At 42.3% G+C, this 19,551-nt stretch carries 11 protein-coding genes; 4 read left to right on the top strand and 7 right to left on the bottom strand.

Annotation, left to right across the window (positions count from 1 at the left end; all coding sequences use genetic code 11):
- Positions 1-206: 206 nt before the first annotated feature.
- Positions 207-2,738, bottom strand: coding sequence for a M14 family metallopeptidase (locus G457_RS0112640; protein WP_026946813.1), 2,532 nt, complete (start codon positions 2,736-2,738; stop codon positions 207-209).
- Between the two features lie 156 nt (positions 2,739-2,894).
- Here G457_RS0112640 and G457_RS0112635 point away from each other — a divergent pair, with 156 nt between their 5' ends.
- The 3 genes from G457_RS0112635 to G457_RS0112625 are packed head-to-tail and all read left to right on the top strand — an operon-like array spanning position 2,895 to position 5,561.
- Entirely contained in the window at positions 2,895-3,650 is a 756-nt protein-coding gene (locus G457_RS0112635) for a (Fe-S)-binding protein (RefSeq protein WP_026946812.1), read from the top strand.
- The gene (locus tag G457_RS0112630; protein ID WP_026946811.1) at positions 3,647-5,008 is read left to right on the top strand and encodes a lactate utilization protein B; all 1,362 of its coding nucleotides are present in this window, start codon (positions 3,647-3,649) and stop codon (positions 5,006-5,008) included. The genes G457_RS0112635 and G457_RS0112630 overlap by 4 nt, the downstream gene beginning before the upstream one ends.
- Positions 5,001-5,561: a LutC/YkgG family protein gene (locus tag G457_RS0112625; RefSeq protein ID WP_026946810.1), complete on the top strand. Its 561-nt coding sequence runs from the start codon at positions 5,001-5,003 to the stop codon at positions 5,559-5,561. Before G457_RS0112630 ends, G457_RS0112625 begins: the two co-directional genes overlap by 8 nt.
- Here the strand turns inward: G457_RS0112625 and G457_RS0112620 are convergent.
- Together G457_RS0112620 and G457_RS21465 are read right to left on the bottom strand one after the other, a co-directional pair.
- Positions 5,553-6,503 (bottom strand): hypothetical protein, encoded by a 951-nt coding sequence (locus tag G457_RS0112620; protein ID WP_026946809.1) that lies wholly within the window; start codon positions 6,501-6,503, stop codon positions 5,553-5,555. The genes G457_RS0112625 and G457_RS0112620 overlap by 9 nt on opposite strands.
- Before the next feature lie 238 nt (positions 6,504-6,741).
- Positions 6,742-6,954: a hypothetical protein gene (locus G457_RS21465; protein ID WP_134199243.1), complete on the bottom strand. Its 213-nt coding sequence runs from the start codon at positions 6,952-6,954 to the stop codon at positions 6,742-6,744.
- A 487-nt stretch (positions 6,955-7,441) separates the two neighbouring features.
- On the opposite strand from G457_RS21465, the gene G457_RS0112610 reads away from it, so the two are divergent.
- The gene (locus G457_RS0112610; protein WP_026946808.1) at positions 7,442-10,591 is read left to right on the top strand and encodes an AsmA-like C-terminal region-containing protein; all 3,150 of its coding nucleotides are present in this window, start codon (positions 7,442-7,444) and stop codon (positions 10,589-10,591) included.
- A gap of 47 nt (positions 10,592-10,638) precedes the next feature.
- Here G457_RS0112610 and G457_RS0112605 read toward each other — a convergent pair whose 3' ends face one another.
- From G457_RS0112605 to ileS, 4 genes are all read right to left on the bottom strand, one after another.
- A complete protein-coding gene (locus G457_RS0112605) occupies positions 10,639-11,985 on the bottom strand; it encodes a PhoH family protein (RefSeq protein ID WP_026946807.1) in 1,347 nt (448 codons plus the stop codon).
- A 258-nt stretch (positions 11,986-12,243) separates the two neighbouring features.
- On the bottom strand, positions 12,244-15,183 hold the full coding sequence (locus tag G457_RS0112595) for a DEAD/DEAH box helicase (protein WP_026946806.1): 2,940 nt from the start codon (positions 15,181-15,183) through the stop codon (positions 12,244-12,246).
- Between the two features lie 144 nt (positions 15,184-15,327).
- The gene (locus G457_RS0112590) at positions 15,328-15,954 is read right to left on the bottom strand and encodes a lipoprotein signal peptidase (protein ID WP_026946805.1); all 627 of its coding nucleotides are present in this window, start codon (positions 15,952-15,954) and stop codon (positions 15,328-15,330) included.
- Positions 15,955-15,963: 9 nt separating this feature from the next.
- Entirely contained in the window at positions 15,964-19,338 is a 3,375-nt protein-coding gene (gene ileS / locus G457_RS0112585) for an isoleucine--tRNA ligase (protein ID WP_026946804.1), read from the bottom strand.
- Between the last annotated feature and the right edge of the window lie 213 nt (positions 19,339-19,551).

The raw sequence follows: 19,551 nt of genomic DNA, 5'->3' as shown, positions 1-19,551 counted from the left end.
CAGCAGGAAAGCGGAAATACATAGAATAAAATTAACACCCAGATAGGCCTTTGACTTTTTGCACATCCATATGTGCAAAAAACCACAAAAAGTGCACAAATCAATGTGCAATTTTAATTTATAAGAGCACCTTTTTTCCAAAAAAAACCGACCCCGATAATCGGAGCCGGTCTCTTGTGTCTTGAATCTAACTTCTTGCTTCTGATTTATTGTCCTACCAAAAAAATCGCATTGCTCAGGACCAATTTACCGGATTCCCAGAAACCTCTGAAAATCGGATTGTCTACAAAATAAACGATCTCTCCACGGCCTTTTCGCTCGCTACCGATTGCCAGAGATTCGCCCATACTTGATTTGATTTTGTAGCCAATATATCCGGTACGGTAGGAGTCATTCGAAATGATTTTTCCGGCATTGACTCCTCGGTCCATGTAGGCAAAAATATTGGAGTTATTCTTCAGCGTATAGTACTTTCCTCCCGTACCGTAGCCCAGAGGATGCGTCTCATCCATATCGACCTGATAAATCGCTCCAGCTGCTCCGCTGGAAATTGCCAGGCGCTCTCCTTCCAAATAAGGTTCCAATCGCTCCACCTTGGCTAAGGTATCAGCAGCTTTTTTAGCAGCTTTTTCCTCCTCATCAGTATCAAATGTTTTCAGGGCAAATCCTTCCTTATTCGCAAACAGATTAACTGCTCCATCAATGGCAATCAACTTACCACCCGCGCGAACCCACTCCATTACTTGCTCCTCTGCACTCTTACTCAAGCCGCCACCCCAAGTAGATGGCATAATCAAGACATCATAATCACTCAAATCATATCGGCCAAGATCACCCATTTCTAGATTTACAAGCGGATAGTCGAGTTCCTGCTCGAAGAAATGCCAGATTTCACCGTAATTGAGTGAGGAAGTACCATCACCACCAACCAAGGCAACTTTTGGAGCTTGGATCACCCGAATATTCGGCGAACCAAAATCCTTACCTTCTTCCATATATCCAGTCATGGTAGTCTCGAGCGTCACTCCAAAGCGGTTGGCAGTATCAGCCACTTTTTTGTCAAAATCTGCTACATACTCATTCCCCCCTTTGGTAATCAAAAGTGTCCCTGCGGGAAAGCTTTTGCCCTCAGTTTTGAAGGCGTATTCAGGATATTTGACACGAATCCCTTGTCTTAGAAGTGAGGCCAAAAATGCCGCATCTCGGGTTCCTTCCCATCGTGCGATATAGGCTACAGGAGTTTTCGTAACTGCATTACTTTCAAATTCTGCCTCCTCATATTCTCCTGAAGGATCTAAGCGGCTTTCCAAAGCATAAGCTTCTAGATTGTATGCGTATGGAAGTGCCCAGGAAGTGATGTCATAGGTAATACTGTCATTCAACTGCGGATTGGGCTCAAAAAATACCTGAGTCAAAACGGACTTTGGCTGAAAAGCAGAAATAACAATATCTTCTTCACTGGTCGAAAAGCTTACATTTTTCCCGCTAGTGTATTCAAATCCTCGAAGACCTGACTTACTTGCTGCTTTACCATATCGAATTCCATTTTTATCCAGAAGTGCCAATAATTTTGCCTTTTGGGCAGGATTACTTTCGCCTTTGATTACAAAGCTTTTATACTTCCCGATCGGATTTGAAGAATTCTGCTCGAAATACTTCGAAAACTCGTCTAATAGCTTTTGGCTATTTTGGCTGGTAACTTCTACAGCAGACATGGCCGCGGTGTAGTGGCCTTCGATACGATAGCTCAAAGTGACTGTATCACCCACGGCATTAAATCCACCCCGTCCGGCACGTCCGCTTCCACCTTGCTCAATGGTCATCCCAATCGCCCCATTGTACATCGGGTAGGTATCGCCATAGGATGGGTAAAGCAAATCAAAACGCTCTTTTGTGAAGTAGAAACGACCCATTTCATCAAAATACTTGGCCGTATTCTTTCCAAAAATATCCTGAAATTCATGCTGCCAGTCAGTCAATTGCTCATGCAAAGGCTCAGCAGCAGGTGCCATATAAAATGGATTATTGATTCCCTGCTCATGAAAATCCAGATGGAGTTGAGGCATCCATTGCTGATAGATTTTTAGTCTTTGTTGAGATTCCACCTGTACCTGCCAAGCCCAGTCACGATTGAGATCGAAGAGGTAGTGGTTTGCTCGACCACCTGGCCAAGGTTCATTATGCTCTACAGACTGAAGATCCGGCTGGAGGATGGTATTCATCTTTTGATTGTACCACATGGCATAGCGATCTCTACCGTCAGGGTTGATACAGGGATCGATGATCACGACCTGATTTTTGAGCCACTCTTGGGATTTGGCATTGGTAGGGTCAGCTAAGGTATGAAAGGCAGAAATTGCCGCTTCCATTCCTACGGATTCATTTCCGTGAACATTGAAAGACATCCAGTTGATCGGAACAGCCGTGCTTGGAGTACCTTCCAGCATTCCTGTTCGCTTGAGATTGTCTTCCCTGATTTGTTCCAAATTGGCCATGTTTTCAGGACTAGAAAGAATCGCAATAAAAAGCGGCCTTTTTTCATTGGTTTCCCCGTATTGAACCAATTGGATATTGGGATTATTCGCCGCTACATGCTCGAAATAATCCACCATCCGATGATGCGGAGTGAATCGATCCCCGGGCTTGTAGCCGAGAAACTGCTCAGGGGTTTGGATTTGAGCGAAAGCTGCTCCAAGCCCAAAGGCTAGGAATAAAATAAGAAAGAGTGATTTTTTCATTTTTTGGATTCTTTGGCTTCGAAGTTAGGGTTAAAAAATCTTTTGGAAAACCAGAAATATAAATTCAGAACGCTATAGCCAATGAGTTTTGATGAAAAATCACTTTCTTGGATTGACTTGAATGAAAAATTCTAAATTCAAGCCTTTACAATATCGATGAAAAAAGAACCTCATATTGGCCTATTCATCCCCTGCTATGTGGATCAGTTTTATCCTCAAGTGGCCATTGCTACTTTGGAGCTTTTGGAAAAGCTAGGCTGTAAGGTAAGCTATCCATTGGGGCAAACATGCTGTGGACAGCCATTGGCTAATGCAGGATATGAGCGAGATACAGAAGGTTCAAGTCTTCACTTTATCCAACTTTTCGAAGAGTTTGATTACATCGTAGCCCCTTCCGGTAGTTGCGTTCTCCACGTCAAAGAGCATTTTCCGAATCATCCTGGGAAAGAAAAGTCTGCCAAAAGCATTCAGAAAAAGATTTTTGAACTAACAGAGTTCTTAACCGATGTGCTCAAAGTGGAAAATTTGAAAGGCACTTTCCAAAAAAAAGTGGGTTATCATTCCTCCTGTCATGGATTACGAGGACTGCGCCTTGCATCGAGTTCTGAGTTGAACATCCCTCATTTCAACAAAGCCAAACAACTTTTGACTAATCTGGATGGACTGGAGTGGGTTGAATTAAGCCGCAGTGATGAATGCTGTGGTTTTGGAGGAACATTTGCCATCACTGAAGAGGCACTATCCGTACAGATGGGAAAAGATCGCTTGGCCGATCATTTATCCCATGAGGTAGACGTTTTGACCGGCGGGGATTTGTCTTGCCTAATGCATTTGGAAGGCATAGCCAAGCGAGAGGGACAAAAAGTTGAATTTATGCATATCGCAGAAATCCTAAATCAAGCTATTCGATGAGCCATCCCAAAGCAGCCACTGAGTTTCTAAAGGATCAAGCCAATTCCCAATGGCATGACGAAACACTTTGGATGATTCGAGACAAACGGGACGCAAGCAGCAAGTCCATCCCGGAATGGGAAGAACTCAGAAATCTTGCTTCTGAAATCAAGGACAATGTGCTTTCTAATCTCGACAAGTATCTGGAGCAGTTTGAAGCTCAGGCACTCAAAAACGGAATCAAAGTTCATTGGGCCAAGGATGCGAAAGAGCACAATGAAATTGTACTGAGCATTCTTCAAGAGAAAAATTGCGAGGCTATTGTCAAAAGCAAGTCAATTTTGACCGAAGAATGCCATCTAAACCCCTATCTGGAAAAACAGGGTATTGAGGTCGTTGATACGGATCTAGGCGAGCGAATCGTTCAATTCCTTCAGCAGCCGCCTAGCCACATTGTTATGCCTGCTATTCACTTGAAGAAGCGGGATATTTCAGCCCTTTTTCATGATAAATTACAAACCGAAAAAGGAAATGAAGATCCTTCTTACCTGACCAATGCCGCTAGGCTTCATTTGAGAGAAAAGTTTTTGGCTTCGAAAGTCGCCATTACCGGAGTGAATTTTGGAGTAGCTGAGACGGGTGAATTTGTGGTCTGCACCAATGAAGGAAATGCGGACATGGGCGTTCACCTGGCAGATGTGCACATTGCCTGTATGGGAATTGAGAAGATCATTCCTAGAAGAAAAGACTTAGGAGTTTTCCTTCGCTTATTGGCCCGGTCAGCCACCGGACAGCCCATCACCAATTACAGCTCCCATTTCAGGAGCCCTGCAACAGGGAAAGAAATCCACCTAGTACTGGTAGACAATGGAAGAACCAGACAATTGGCAAGAGAGAAATTTAAAAACTCTTTGAAATGTATTCGCTGTGGGGCTTGTATGAATACCTGCCCGATTTATCGCAGAAGCGGAGGATTTAGCTATGGCAGCACCGTCCCCGGCCCAATTGGATCTATTCTTTCGCCGGGATTAGACATGAAAAAATACAGCACCTTGCCTTTTGCCTCCACCCTTTGCGGAAGCTGCTCGGATGTCTGCCCAGTCAAAATCAATATCCACGAACAGCTCTATGAATGGAGGCAGGAAATCACTAAACATCATGGAACAGTAGGAAAAGGCCTTTCCATGAAATTAGCCAGTGGAATATTCAAAAGTCCATTAGCCTATCAATTTTCTGGATCTTTGATGCGAAAAGTAATCAAAAGCTTGCCAGAGAGCGTGATTTATAATCCGCTGAATATTTGGGGAAAAAGCCGAGACCTTCCCAAAGCTCCAAAGGAATCATTTCAGGACTGGTATAAACGAAATCGCCATGAGTAGTCGGGAAGAAATCTTGAATTCGATACGGGGTATTCAAAAAGAAAACAAATTCTTACCCGATATCCCAAACTTTCAGCTAGAAGGTGATTTGGTAGAACTTTTTAAAAGTGCCATTGAGGCCAATAAAGGAGAAATCTTGAGCAAGAAGGAATTTGAAAACTGGATAGCAAGTACCAATTTTCAACACGTCATTTCCTGTTCGGAGCCTTTTCATACCTACGCTACGCAAGAGCTGCCTGACGATGCACATCAATTAGATCATCTTGAGTTGGCGATTTTGGATGCTCAGTTTGGAGTAGCTGAAAATGGAGCGATGTGGTTGGATGATTCTCAATTACCCCACCGAGCCCTTCCTTTCATCACCGAGCATTTGGTCTTGATTCTTTCGAAAGAAACCTTGGTCAGCAATATGCATCAGGCCTATGATAGAATAGGCAGTGATCATTCAGGATTTGGACTATTTATCGCAGGGCCATCCAAGACTGCGGATATCGAACAATCATTGGTAATCGGAGCTCATGGTGCAAAAAGTCTGCGGGTGATCTTAGTATAAGGACTTCTGAAGCCAAGCAAAAAACTCCATACTCCAACCTAAGGCGACATGCAGCGCCACACCTCCCCAAATACGCTTTGAATAAAAGGCAAATGCCCCGATAATATAGCCCCCAAAGGCCGAAGAAATGCATTCTGCCATGGGCTTGCCAAAATGTAAGAAAACATAAGCCCCCACCATAGCCATCACTGCATTTCCTCCTAAAATTCTGGAAAAACCTATTACCAGAAAGCCCCTGAAGAAAAACTCAATATTCAGAAAATTGAGGCCATATAGCAGTTCGAAAAAGAAAATGCTGACCCACTCCGGAATCCCATGTGCCTGTGCAAAAATATCTCCTCCTGACTTATCAAAGCGGGGATAATAGCGAGTCAGATCTCCAATAAAAGAAGCCAAACCTATTCCTAAAAAGACAAGAAGGATCAAGAAAAGGTAAGGTCGAAAGTCAGAGCCTTTTACCTTTAATCCGTACCAAGATTTATGCGGATCCTGGGGATACTCATAAAATCGATAAAAGACCAACAAAGGAACCAAAGTGATGATATAGGACTTCAGATACCAAAGTAATTTACCGATAAAAAGACGATCCGAAAGTTCAAATAAGTCCACAATTGCATAGTGTAAAAAGAAAGAACGCTGAAATCCAATAAGTAAAGTTGCCAGCAAAAACAGAAGCCAAAATTCTAAAGAGAAAAGCCATTTTCGGTTTAGATTAAATAAATAAAGCAGTCCACAAATGACCAAAAAAGGAAACATGGTAACAATGGACATCAATGGCCATTGAGCCCAGGTCTGATGGAATGAATCAATGAAGCTGTTTTCGAAGTCAAATCTATAATTGAGAAAAATCCCTAAGCCCAGAAAAAGTGTCACACTGAGATAAAACCCAAGATGGAAATGCTCTTGAAAGTAGCCTTGGACGTATCGGATGAATTGGCGCATAGACCCTGAAATTTGTCTAGGGTATTTATTTTATTAAATGCTTCCAGCGATTCAAATGTAAAAATTGATTCGGTAATTAGTTTTAAGGAATTGATAAGATTCAATTTGATTGAAAGGAATATTAAAAAACTACGTTTGATTGAAAAAAAAAGACGGACAATGCCCGTCTCTTTCTATTTAACCAAACAATCAACCAAATTAACCCTTACGAGTTGTCGTTTTGAGAGTTCCTCTTTAATCAGGAGTTTTCCTCTCGATAAATTTTTACCTGAGGAATCTCAGGACCTTCGGCAGTTTCTAAGCCCATTTGTGTAGTTGGTTTAGTGATTTCAAATCGGGCAGTATTTTCTGTTTGTCTTTGTTCGACATTTGCTTTGATGACAATGGTAACAGCCATTGCCAATCCTAAAGCTGCACAGATATTTTTTTGTGTGAAGATTGAAGTAGTCATGGCTTTGTATTTGGTTTGCTTTTGTACCAATCCTATATGCCAAAACTGACCCAAAGTGAAAATATTGCCCTGGAAGCCTGATTTTAAGCTTTATCAAAAAATTAGTGTTCAAAATCGTACGCTATTCTTTCAGCGGCGGACAAATTCCAAAATAAAATTTGGGTCCCAGCGGGTTACAGATTTTTAGAACTTTTTGGATTTTATAAAATCCGCCACTTATCAAGTATCATAACTTGAATCAAATAAGCATTTTCATCTTTACTTCAGCCCGTCACTTGTTATTTAATAAATGTGGTTTTGAAAAATATTTTGAATTTGTAAAGCTACAATACCCATATTTCTACTAATTCTGCCTCCCTCTAAAAATCTTTAGTAATTTCTTCACAATTTTACTTTTGACCTGTTTTAAAGAAATTGTTCCAACAAGAAATCAAAAATAAGTCTTTCAATAATTCGTATTTCCTGTAAGGGGATATGAGCCTAACCTATGCGTAATTCATTCAAGATTTTTTTATTTTCAATTGCATCCCTGATCCTGATCTGTGTTGTAGGAGTCTTCCTCCTGCTTAGACATCAGGATTCCCTTGTCCAGCGAGCTATTGGAAATGTAAACCTACAGTTTGATGGCTATTTGGAGTTGGAAGATTCTCATATTGCTCCATTTGCCAACTTCCCCTATATCTCCATCGACCTCGAAAATGTGCGCTTCTATGAATCGAAAGACAAGAGTCAAACCCCTCTCTATCAAGCGAAGGATATCTATCTGGGTTTCTCGCTGATCAAACTTCTTCGGGGCAATTATCAACTTGAAAAAATCAGAATTCAGGAAGGATTTCTAAACGTCATAGCTTATCCAAACGGTGAAATCAACCTCTTACTAGCCAAAGGCATACAGTCCACTCCTACTGATTCTCTGGAAAGTGAATTTCAATTCGATGTAAAAACCCTTCTCCTGGAAGATTTTTCATTGATGTATGAAGATCAAATCAGCGGTCAGGACTTAATCGCCAAAATACAAGCGCTGGAATCTAAAATCAGTGTCTCAGAGGATCATTTTTTCATCGATCTCATCGGAGATCTGATCTTGGACATTGATCAGAATAAGGAACATACTTTTTTCTCCAACAAAGCCGTACATCTAAATCTGGAATTGGATTTCAACCAGACAAGCCAACTTTTAGAAATTACTCCCAGCTACTTAGACCTGGAGCAATCTCGCTTTGGAGTTTCGGGAACGGTAGACTTAGATGATGACTTCCTATGTAACTTGAAGCTAGAAGGACAAAAACCAAACTTTGACCTCTTTGCGGCATTTGCTCCTAAAGAAGTGGGAGACGCACTGAAGGCCTACCAGAACGAAGGAGATATTTATTTTTTGGGCACAGTCAATGGAAAAGCTGCAAACGGAAATACACCGGCTGTATCAGTAGAATTTGGTTGTGAAAATGCCTGGTTTCTAAATCCTGATGTCAATAAGCGAGTAGAAGATATGCGGTTTAAAGGCTACTTTACCAATGGCGCAGATCGCAGCTTAGAGACCTCTGAGATCCAACTGAAAAACTTCTATTTCAAACCGGAAAAAGGTGATTTTGAGGGGACATTCCTAATCCGAAATTTCAATGATCCATTTGTCAATGTGGATGTTCATGCCAACCTAGATTTAGAATTTCTCAGTGAATTCTTTGGAGTAGAGATCCTTGATCAGCTCCGGGGAGAGGTGAGGGTAGATATGCATTTCAATGAAATAGGAGACCTCAATCTACCATTTGATGATACCTCCCATCTACGGGAAGGCATCGATAGTGAAATTACCGTGAAAAATCTTTCCTTCAAGCTTCCCAATCACCCAATTCCAATCCGGGATGCGAACATGCATGCTCAAATGCGTTCCGGAGCTGTGGTCCTGGACACATTATCATTCAAATTAGGCGACTCAGATTTCACTGCCAAAGGGACCATGACTGATTTCCCTGCACTCTTCCATGGCTTGGATTCTCCAATCCAAGCATCCTTCCTTGCCTCAAGTAAGCTTCTGAAGTTCAATGAGCTCTTCGCTAATGATTCAACAATCTCTGATTCCACCGCAGAGGAAATCACAGATTTTTCGATCAAATTAGCCTTCAGTACTACTGGAAAACAGCTGAGCTACTTCGAGCATCTTCCGCAAGGGGAGTTTTTCATAGAGGATTTCTATGCTAAGCTCAAGCATTTTCCCCATACTTTTCATGATTTTCATGCAGATGTACTGATCGGAAAAGAAAGCCTAGAACTCATAGATTTTTCAGGAGAAATCGATGAAACCGATTTCCATTTTAGCGGCTTAGTAGAAAACTACCCAAAATGGTTTAAGGATGTCACCAAAGGTGAAAGCAGTTTTGAATTTGATCTTACAAGCCAAGAATTACATTTGAATGACTTGCTGAGTTATCAGGGAAAAAACTACCTGCCAGAGGAATATAGAAAAGAAGAATTGAAAGACCTGAAGCTTCATGGCAAGGTGGATTTACATTATGATAGTTTATTTCAGTCGGCTGATTTTTACCTGACAGAATTAAGTACAAAAATGCAGATTCACCCACTTAAGCTCGAGCGGTTTAACGGCAGGGTACACTATGAAAATGATCATCTACTGGTGGAAAACTTTTCAGGGGAAATGGGAGAAAGCGATTTTACTGTGAATCTCAGTTGGTACACTGGAGTGGACTCTACTTTAAGAAAACGGGACAATTTATTTGAATTGACTTCCTCCAAATTGGATTTGGATGCCTTGATGAACTATAATATAGAATCCAGTCAGCAGGTAAACCATGATAGTGCCTTTAATATTTTTGAAATTCCTTTCTCTGATTTGCAAGTCAATGTTTCTGTAAAAGAGTTGAATTATCACAGTTTCTGGCTCGAGGACTTTTCTTTTTCAGGCCGCATTACTACAGATCATTTTATCTACTTAGATGGACTTGAGGTGCATACTTCAGATGGGGTGCTGGCTATGTCAGGCTATTTCAATGGCACTGATCCAAATCAAATTTACTTTTCCAGCCAAATGAAGGCGGACAAATTAGACCTAGATAAGTTGATGGTGAAGTTTTCTAATTTTGGGCAAGATTACTTAATCAATGAAAACTTACATGGAAAAGTAAGTGGAACCATCGATAGTAAGTTCTTAGTTTATCCGGACTTGACACCCATTCTAGAAAAAAGCAGTGCAACCCTTGACTTGACGGTGTATGATGGGAGTCTGGTAAATTTCACTCCCCTTCAAGCCATGTCATCCTATTTCAAGGATAAAAACCTTAATCTCGTCCGCTTTGACACGCTACAAAACACATTCAATCTCGATAATGGCGTTTTAGAAATACCCAAAATGAATATCAATTCAAGTCTTGGCTTTATGGAGATTTCTGGAAAACAAAGCCTCGACTATAAGATGGAGTATTACCTGAGAATCCCACTCAAGCTTGTTACTAAGGCTGGCTTTCAATCACTTTTTGGTGGTAAAAATGCAGAAGAAGTAGACCCCGATCAGGAAGATGCCATCCAATACCGGGATGCAGACAAACGGGTACGATTTGTCAATATTAACCTCACTGGCACTCCGGATGACTACAACATTACTTTGAGAAAAGCCAAAAACTAAAAAGCCCTGCAATGTGGTCTGCAGGGCTTTGGGCTTTAATTCATGAACTATAACAACTCATTCGCAAGATTGGCTAACTCTGATCTTTCGCCTTTCTCCAACTTGATATGGGCATAGAGAGGATGATCTTTGACCCGGTCAATCAAGTAGGACATGCCGTTAGACTGGGAGTCCAAATACGGAGTATCAATTTGATGCACGTCCCCGGTGAAAACGATTTTGGTATTTTCACCTGCTCGGGAAATAATGGTCTTGATCTCGTGAGGAGTCAAGTTTTGAGCCTCATCCACGATAAAGAAAATATTGGATAAAGAACGACCTCGAATGTACGCAAGTGGCTGAATAACCAGTTTTTCCTGATTGACCATCTCAGTGATCTTTTGATATTCCTTATCTGTCTCCTTGTATTGATTTTGGATAAACTTCAGATTATCCCAAAGCGGCTCCATGTAAGGATTCAACTTGGACTTAATGTCTCCAGGCAAATACCCGATATCCTTGTTGGAAAGAGGCACAATCGGCCGTGCCAAATAGATCTGCTTGTAATCTCTACGCTGCTCCAAGGCCCCAGCCAATGCCAATAAAGTCTTTCCGGTACCCGCTACCCCTTGAATGGACACCAGTCTAATATTTGGATTAGTGATGGCGTGCAGTGCAAAAGTCTGCTCCGCATTTTTGGGCTTGATATTGTAAGCTAGTTTTTTATCTACTCTCTCCAGTACATTCTCATCGGAATTGTAATAAGTCAAGACCGAGTTTTTATTGCTTTTGAGGATGTAATAAGCATTAGCCTTTCGCTTACGAGTACCCAAAACAGACTTGGCTTCGATAAATCCTACCTCATAAAGGGTATTGATATGATCTAGATCTACATCTTCGAGCACATACTTGCCGGTATTTTCGAGTTCGGTGATATTCTTGATCTTACCAGTCTCATAGTCCTCAGCAAGAATCTCCAGCGATTTTGCCTTTAGCCTAAGATTGATGTCTTTTGAGACCAAAATGACCTTTCTGTTTTTCTCATTTTCTTTAAGATAAAGAGCCGCATTGAGGATTTTATGATCATTCTTCTCCTCTCCAAAGATCACATTGGCATTGATCTTATTATCCGGGTTCATCAAGACCTTGAAGTTCCCCTTAGTCTTTCCATTGAGCGGAGTCCACTCATGGATCATCTGATCTCTGGACAGCTTGTCCAATAATCGGATAAACTCTCGGGCCTCAAAGTTTTTGGTATCATTGCCCTTTTTGAACTGGTCGAGTTCTTCCAACACCGTAATCGGGATGACTACATCGTGCTCGGCAAAATTCATAATGGAATTGTGTGCGTATAGGATCACTGACGTGTCCAGCACAAAGATTTTCCGATCTTTATCGGATTTGGCTCTAGGCATGTGCAGGAAAGAATAAATGGTAATTGATTGTAATAATTTAGAAAAATATCTCTGAGAATATCACTTGATAAGAATAAATTATGGTTAAATCTTATGAATAGTAGCCTAGTCGACTGACTTTCAATTTTTTAAATTTGAAAATTGAAAGATTCAAAAATTGAAAAATTATCCAGTAGCTAATTACCAATCTTTCAATTCTCCAAAACGGAAGAGTTATTCCAATTTTGTAATTTTCAAATTTTGGAATTTTGAAATTATTTAATCCAACAAAGCCCGAATATCCTCACTATCGAGGCTTTTCATAAAGCTATCTTCTGTTCCGATCAATTCCCCGGCTAGTGCAAGCTTTCGATCCTGTAAGGCCATGATTTTCTCCTCCACTGATCCTCTACTGATAAATTTATAGATGATCACCTTGTTCTCCTGCCCAATTCGATGCGCACGGTCGATGGCCTGTGCCTCGACGGCTGGATTCCACCAAGGATCGAGTAGGAAGACATATTCCGCTTTAGTCAGGTTAAGACCAACTCCGCCGGCTTTCAAAGAGATCAAGAATACCTTGACGCTATCATCTTGCTGAAACCGCTCTACTTGAGCTTGACGGTCTTTGGTCGAGCCATCCAAGTAGCAATACGAAATCCCTTCCGAATCCAAAAACTCCCGGACAATGGCGAGATGTCGCACAAACTGACTAAAGACCAAAACCTTGTTGCCTTCGGAAACTGTCGATTGCAACATGTAAGTCACATCTTCTAGTTTACCAGAGTTGCCCTCATAATTATCCCGGACGAGCTTGGGATGGTTGGCAATCTGTCGAAGTTGCGTAAGACCCCGAAGCAAGGTGAACTGCTGGCGTCCAAGAGAGGCGATCGGATTTTCGCCAATAATTTTCTCCCGGTAGTAGCTCTTCACTTCTTCGTACACTTTCTCCTGCTCCTCGGTCATGGCAGAGTACTTAACATTGGTGATTTTTTCCGGCAAATCGGTAGCAACTTGCGACTTCAGTCTTCGAAGAATAAACGGCTTGATCATGGAATGCAGCTTTGCCGCCTTTTCCTTATCATTTTGCTTTTCAATAGGCTGAAGAAACTGCCTTTTGAATCCTGCCTGTGTTCCCAAAAGCCCGGGATTTACAAAGTTCATCTGAGACCAAAGGTCCATGGTCCCATTCTCCACAGGCGTACCTGTCAAGATCAGCTTTTGCTTACTTTTTAGTTTATTAACTGCATTGGCGATGTTACTACTCGGGTTTTTAATCGCTTGGGATTCATCCAAAATCACATAATTGAAATAAAAATCTTTCAGCACATGGATATCCAGTCTAGTAATCCCATAGGATGTCAGCACCAAATCATACTCTCTAAACTTGAAAGGGTCCTTGATACGCTGTGTACCTGAATAGACCAAAATTTTCAAATCGGGGCAAAACTTCCTAGCCTCTAGCTCCCAGTTATAAATCAGGGAAGTAGGCATTACCAGCAATGAACAAAAACCTGGGTTTTCCTGCTTCTCGTAGGCCAAAAGAGCCAGTGTTTGCACAGTCTTACCCAAACCCATATCATCTGCCAGGCAGCCTCCAAATCTAAATTCATTAAGGAAACGAAGCCAGTTGTAGCCGGCCTTTTGGTAGGGTCGTAAATCACCTTCAAAATATTCTGGCAATGCGTAATCCTCAATACTTTCAAAGTCTCGAAGCTGCTCAAGTTTTCTACTGAGCGTCAACTGAACAAGATTGCCTTCCTCCAGCTGCTTGGCCAAAGCCAAATGATGCTTCCGCATGATCACTTGACCATCCACCGTACCATCTTCCATGAAAGAAAACAGCTCCGAGTAATTGACAAACCAAGAAGCGGGAATAACCGCCATTTCTCCATTGGGCAATTCAAACTCGGTCTTTCCCTGGAGAATCATTTTTCGGATTTTCTGGAAGGAAACTAAGTAAATCCCAAACTTGATCATGGCTTTAACATCAAACCAATCAATATTTTCATTGACCTCGATGGTCATCTGAGCCTTGCCTATATGATAGACTTTTCCTTCGAAGCTTGGCTTCTGAATAACCTTGATATTCTTTTCTTCAAGAAAGTCCTCATTTTCGCTTAGCCACTCAAATGCCAGAGTTTTGGCAAGATTGACAGGACGCTCTTTGGTAAAATCCATCCCAAGCTTCTTGATGAATGAGATCATGGACTTTTCCTTTTGTACGGCCCGGATGGTTTGCTTAAACATGAACTCACCGTCCTTCTCAATCAAGGTAACAGGCTGACTGGATCCATCCTCTTTTGCACCGGGAGGATAAAGCTCATCACCGTATTTGAATCGAATTTCGAAAACAATCTTTTGCTCTTCACTTTCGTCCGAAAAGCCTCCCCAAATATCGCCTTGGCTTCCACTCAAAGGGTAAAACTGTAGAATGGTCTCTGGCTTTCCCCGATCCGTAGTCACCTCAAAACCTTTGGGGTCTACATTGTACTGCGTCATCATCGGAACCATGAATTTTCGGAAATACACCGGTTCCATCTTTTTCTCAATCAGAATAAACTTCTTCCTCAAAAAAGGCAGAAGCTTCATTCCATCTACATGATTGGGAAAGTGATAAAGCTTTTGATCAACCGTAAACCAAGCAGGGTCCTTACAAAGAAGATATCCCCCTTTTCCATGAATCACTACCTTCTCCCCCTTGTATTTAAGAGTAGGGTAATAATGCGTATTGTCTGGGTTTTTATGAAAATGAAAAATAATCGATGTAGGCTCTGGCAGCACTTCAATTTCTTTCCAGGTAGGGCTTCCGTCCGATCCCATCTCAAAGAGTCTTCGACCAATCAGCTTGGGCAATATCTCAGCGCGCTGTCGCTCTAAACGCTTTTGCAGTAGTTCCTGAACGGCTTTATTTTCAGTTTTTGGATCAAATACCTGCTGTACATAGTCTTTTGGACGGACTTTCTTCTTGGCAGGGATTAACGGTTTGATTACCTCCTCCGGTTGCATCGCATCCATCAACTTGATCAACTCATAGTCCTTAGTATCGAGTCCGGAATCGAACTCCGAGGCATTGGCGGAACTGATATTTTGGTAGGCTAAAGAGAGTCTTCCTTTATCATCAATTTGCACTACAAAAGACTCAAAGAGTAAGCCTAAAAACTCATGATTGAAAATAGAATAGACTATTTGAAAAGGTTGCGAGGAATCTACAATCATTTAATTATTGTATAATTATTACCAACGAATTTTGATAATTCGATAAAGAGGCGGCTATTTATTATTGAATAGGAATGTGAAAATTAACAAAAAAACCCTTTCGGGAGCATTCCAGAAAGGGTTTTCTTTTTGATTCATCAAAAATCACTGTTCATTCACCTCAATTTCGGGTTCCGATGATTCTTTTTTCGGCGTTTCCGGGAAAAAACGCCCTTGGAAAATCAGAATAATGGCCACTCCTACAAAAATCGCGGCATCGGCAATATTAAATATTGGCCACAAAGCAGTATAACTACCACCCCAAAGCGGAACCCAATCAGGGATGTATCCTTCCCAAATATCAAAATAGAACATATCCACTACCTGACCATGAAACCATGGTGTAGGTGCATCATAAGGGGCATTATTTAACCAAACACCATAAAATATAGAATCTATCAAATTACCAATCGCACCTCCCAAAATCATGGAAATACAAATAATATAAAGAGGATGATTCTTCTTTTGTATGATATAATATAAATAATAACCGATGCCAAACATGGCTACGAGACGAAAACTCGTAAGTAATAACTTACCATATTCAGTCCCCAACTCCATCCCAAAAGCCATCCCTGGATTGGTGGTATAATGAAGCTTAAACCAGTCCCCAAAAATCTTAATCTGACCCGGTGTGCCAAAATCCATCTCAAAATGAACCAGCATTTTCACCGCCTGATCAATGAGGATTACCAACAGCGCAATTCCGAAATATTTGATGTATTTATTCATGATTTAGGATTAGGCTTTGGTAAGCTTTACTTCGATTTCAAAATCATCCATATCGAGCAATGTTCCTGATTTAGCCTCCTCACTCACACGCAAACTCAAGGCTTGGGTTTCGGATTGAATATAAGAACCGAAGTTTTTGATCGAATCATTCACCAATTCATTCCCATCAGCCACCAAAATGTGAATTTTGTCCTGCACTTCCAGTCCCATCTCCTTGCGAAGGTTTTGAATACGGTTAACCAAGTCTCGGGCCACTCCTTCCTGCTTCAATTCATCGGTCAAAGTCACATCCAAGGCAACTGTCACTCCTCCATCTGAAGCTACAGACCATCCTGGAATGTCCTGAGAAGAAATGAGTACCTCTTCCAAAAGTAGATCTACCTTTTCTCCATCCACATCTATGGCAATCGAACCGTTTCGCTCGACTTGATTGATTTGATCTTGTCCCCATGATTTGATCGCAGCAACCACAAATCGCATCTTTGGGCCATATTTTTTACCCAGTACCGGAAGGTTTGGTTTCACTTCTTTGACTAGAATCCCGGAAGCATCATCGATGTATTCAACCGCCTTGATATTGACCTCAGTTTTGATCAACTCTTCAACATGCTCGATTTGAGACTGCGTTTTCTTACTCAAAACAGGAATCAAGATTCGCTGAAGCGGTTGACGAACTTTCAACTTTTCCTTTTTGCGAAGCGAATGCACCAAGGAAGAAATCGTCTGCGCCAAATCCATGCTTTCTTCCAGATCCTTGTTGATCAAGGCTCGATCTGCGGAAACCCAATCCGTCAAATGCACAGATTCTTGGCCGCTTTCACCTGCCTCTGTCAGATTTTTGTAGAGCCAATCAGCATAGAAAGGAGCAAAGGAAGACATGAGTTGGGAGATAGAAAGCAGACACTCATAAAGCGTCTCGTAGGCAGCCTGCTTATCTCTATTCATATCGCCCCTCCAGAATCGCTTCCGAGCCAAACGCACATACCAATTGGAAAGCTGATCCACGGTAAAATTCATAATCGCCCGAGTTGCCCTTGTGGCATCATAATTATCCATGGCTTCCTCCACCTCGGCAATTAAAGACTGCAACTTAGAAACGATCCACTGATCTAGTTCTGCCCGTTCACTTACCGGTACGGATTGTGCCTTGTCGTAGACGAATGAATCCAAATTAGCGTATAGCGCAAAGAAGTTATAGCTGTTCTGAAGCGTACCGAAGAAGCGTCTCTGCACTTCGGTTACACCGTCTAGATTGAATTTTAAGTTGTCCCAAGGGTTGGCATTGCTTAGCATGTACCAGCGTAATGCATCCGGACCGTATTCTTTCAGGGTCTTGAATGGATCCACGGCATTGCCCAAGCGCTTGGACATTTTGTTGCCGTTTTTATCCAAGACCAAGCCATTGGCGATCACATTTTTAAAGGCCACGCTATCGAAAAGCATCACGGCAATGGCATGCAGGGTAAAGAACCATCCTCGAGTCTGATCCACTCCCTCTGCGATGTAATCTGCCGGATAGTTGGCTTTGAAGATTTCCTCATTTTCGAAGGGATAATGCCACTGTGCATAAGGCATGGCTCCAGAATCAAACCACACGTCGATCAAATCCGGCTCGCGGAACATTTTTTCACCCTTCTCCGAAACCAAAATCACATCATCCACATAGGGTCTATGAAGATCAAGCTCTTTCCCTTCATAAGGAGATTTCTTCATAAAGCCAGCAGCGATGGATTTCTCGATTTCGGCATTGAGTTCCGCAATAGAACCAATACATTTTTCTTCGGTACCATCACTTGTTCTCCAGATTGGAAGGGGAGTACCCCAGAATCGGGAACGGCTGAGGTTCCAGTCTACCAGATTTTCCAGCCAGTTGCCAAATCGCCCCGTACCGGTTGCCTCAGGCTTCCAGTTGATGGTCTTATTTAGGGCTACCAGCTGATCTTTGTAGGCAGTGGTTTTGATAAACCAGCTCTCTAGGGGGTAGTACAAGACAGGCTTGTCTGTTCTCCAGCAGTGAGGGTAGGTGTGTTCATACTTCTCGACCTTGAAGGCCTTATTTTCATTCTTCAGAATGATAGAGATGATGATATCTGTGTTTTTGAAATCCGCAGCACTCTCATCATCCTCGGTGTAATTTTTGACATAAAAATCATCCGCCCCATACGCTTTGTGAGCCGTGATTCCATGCTCCTTCATTTTCGCAGCGAGGTATTCCCCTACGACGGGAAGGAATTTGCCCTGCTTGTCTACGACTGGGATATCATTTCCCAAATCATCCTTAACAAACACGCCGGGCACATTATTCTGTACCAAAGTTCGAAAGTCATCCGCACCAAATGCCTTCGCCAAGTGAACGATTCCCGTACCATCTTCAGTGGTCACATAGTCACCCGCTACTACCGTAAATGCCGGACTCGGCAATGCCAAGGCTTCAATTGGGAACAGTTGTTCGTATTCCCATCCCAGCATGCTTTTGCCTTTGAATTCATCCACGATTGCGTAAGGAATCAATTTATCCCCGGGCTTATAATCTTCCAACTTCAGCTCCGCAGCCTTTGAATTGAGATAAGCTCCCATTCTTGACTTTGCTAAGATGACCGTGACAGGTTCGTGGGTATAAGGGTTGAAAGTCTTCACTTTCACATAATCCAAGTTTTCACCTATCGCCAAAGCCGAATTGGAAGGCAAAGTCCAAGGCGTAGTGGTCCAGGCGAGAATGTAGGTATTCTCCTCCCCTTTCAACTTAAACTGAGCCGTGATGGAAGTGTCTTTGACGTCTTTGTAGGTCCCCGGCTGATTCAACTCATGGGAAGAAAGTCCCGTACCGGCAGCCGGTGAATAAGGCTGAATGGTGTAGCCCTTGTAGAGCAAGCCTTTGTCATAAAGCTTTCTCAGCAAGCTCCAAAGCGTCTCAATATATTTGCTGTCAAAGGTGATATACGGATCATCCAAGTCAACCCAATAGCCGATTTTCTCGGTCAGGTCATCCCATTCGTCTTTGAATCGCATGACTGTTTCCTTGCAGCGCTTATTGTATTCCTCCACCGAGATTTTCTTGCCGATATCTTCTTTGGTGATGCCGAGTTCCTTCTCGACTTGAAGCTCCACAGGAAGTCCATGCGTATCCCAGCCTCCTTTTCGCTTGACCTGAAAACCTTTCAGTGTCTTGTAACGGCAGAAAATATCCTTCAGCGTCCTGGCCATCACGTGGTGGATCCCGGGAGTTCCATTTGCCGAAGGCGGGCCCTCAAAAAAGGTAAAGGTCTCAGCCCCTTCCCGGTTGGCAATGGACTTTTCGAAGATTTGATTTTCTTTCCAATACTGAAGGATTGACTCCCCGATGTGCGGGTAATCTACCTGTTTGAATTCCTGATACGTTTTCACTATCGAATATGGTCGGATGAATGAATGTCGGGCTTTTTTGGGCGTGCCCCCGCCGGAAAAGGCGGGGTCGGGCTATCCGCTCTTATCCGCTGATCCGATTGCCATCGGATCAGGCGGATACCGCTTCTATCCCTCACGCGGGGCATCCCGCTCAAAATAAGGCACAAAGATAGCAGAAATGGGCTTTTGAGGGAAAGAAAAAGCAAATTCCTC

It is taken from the genome of Algoriphagus marincola DSM 16067 (genome assembly GCF_000429405.1).
In the GTDB taxonomy this organism is placed as follows: domain Bacteria; phylum Bacteroidota; class Bacteroidia; order Cytophagales; family Cyclobacteriaceae; genus Algoriphagus; species Algoriphagus marincola.
Note: the sequence above shows the minus strand (reverse complement) of the source record. Positions and strands in the feature narration are given on the sequence as shown.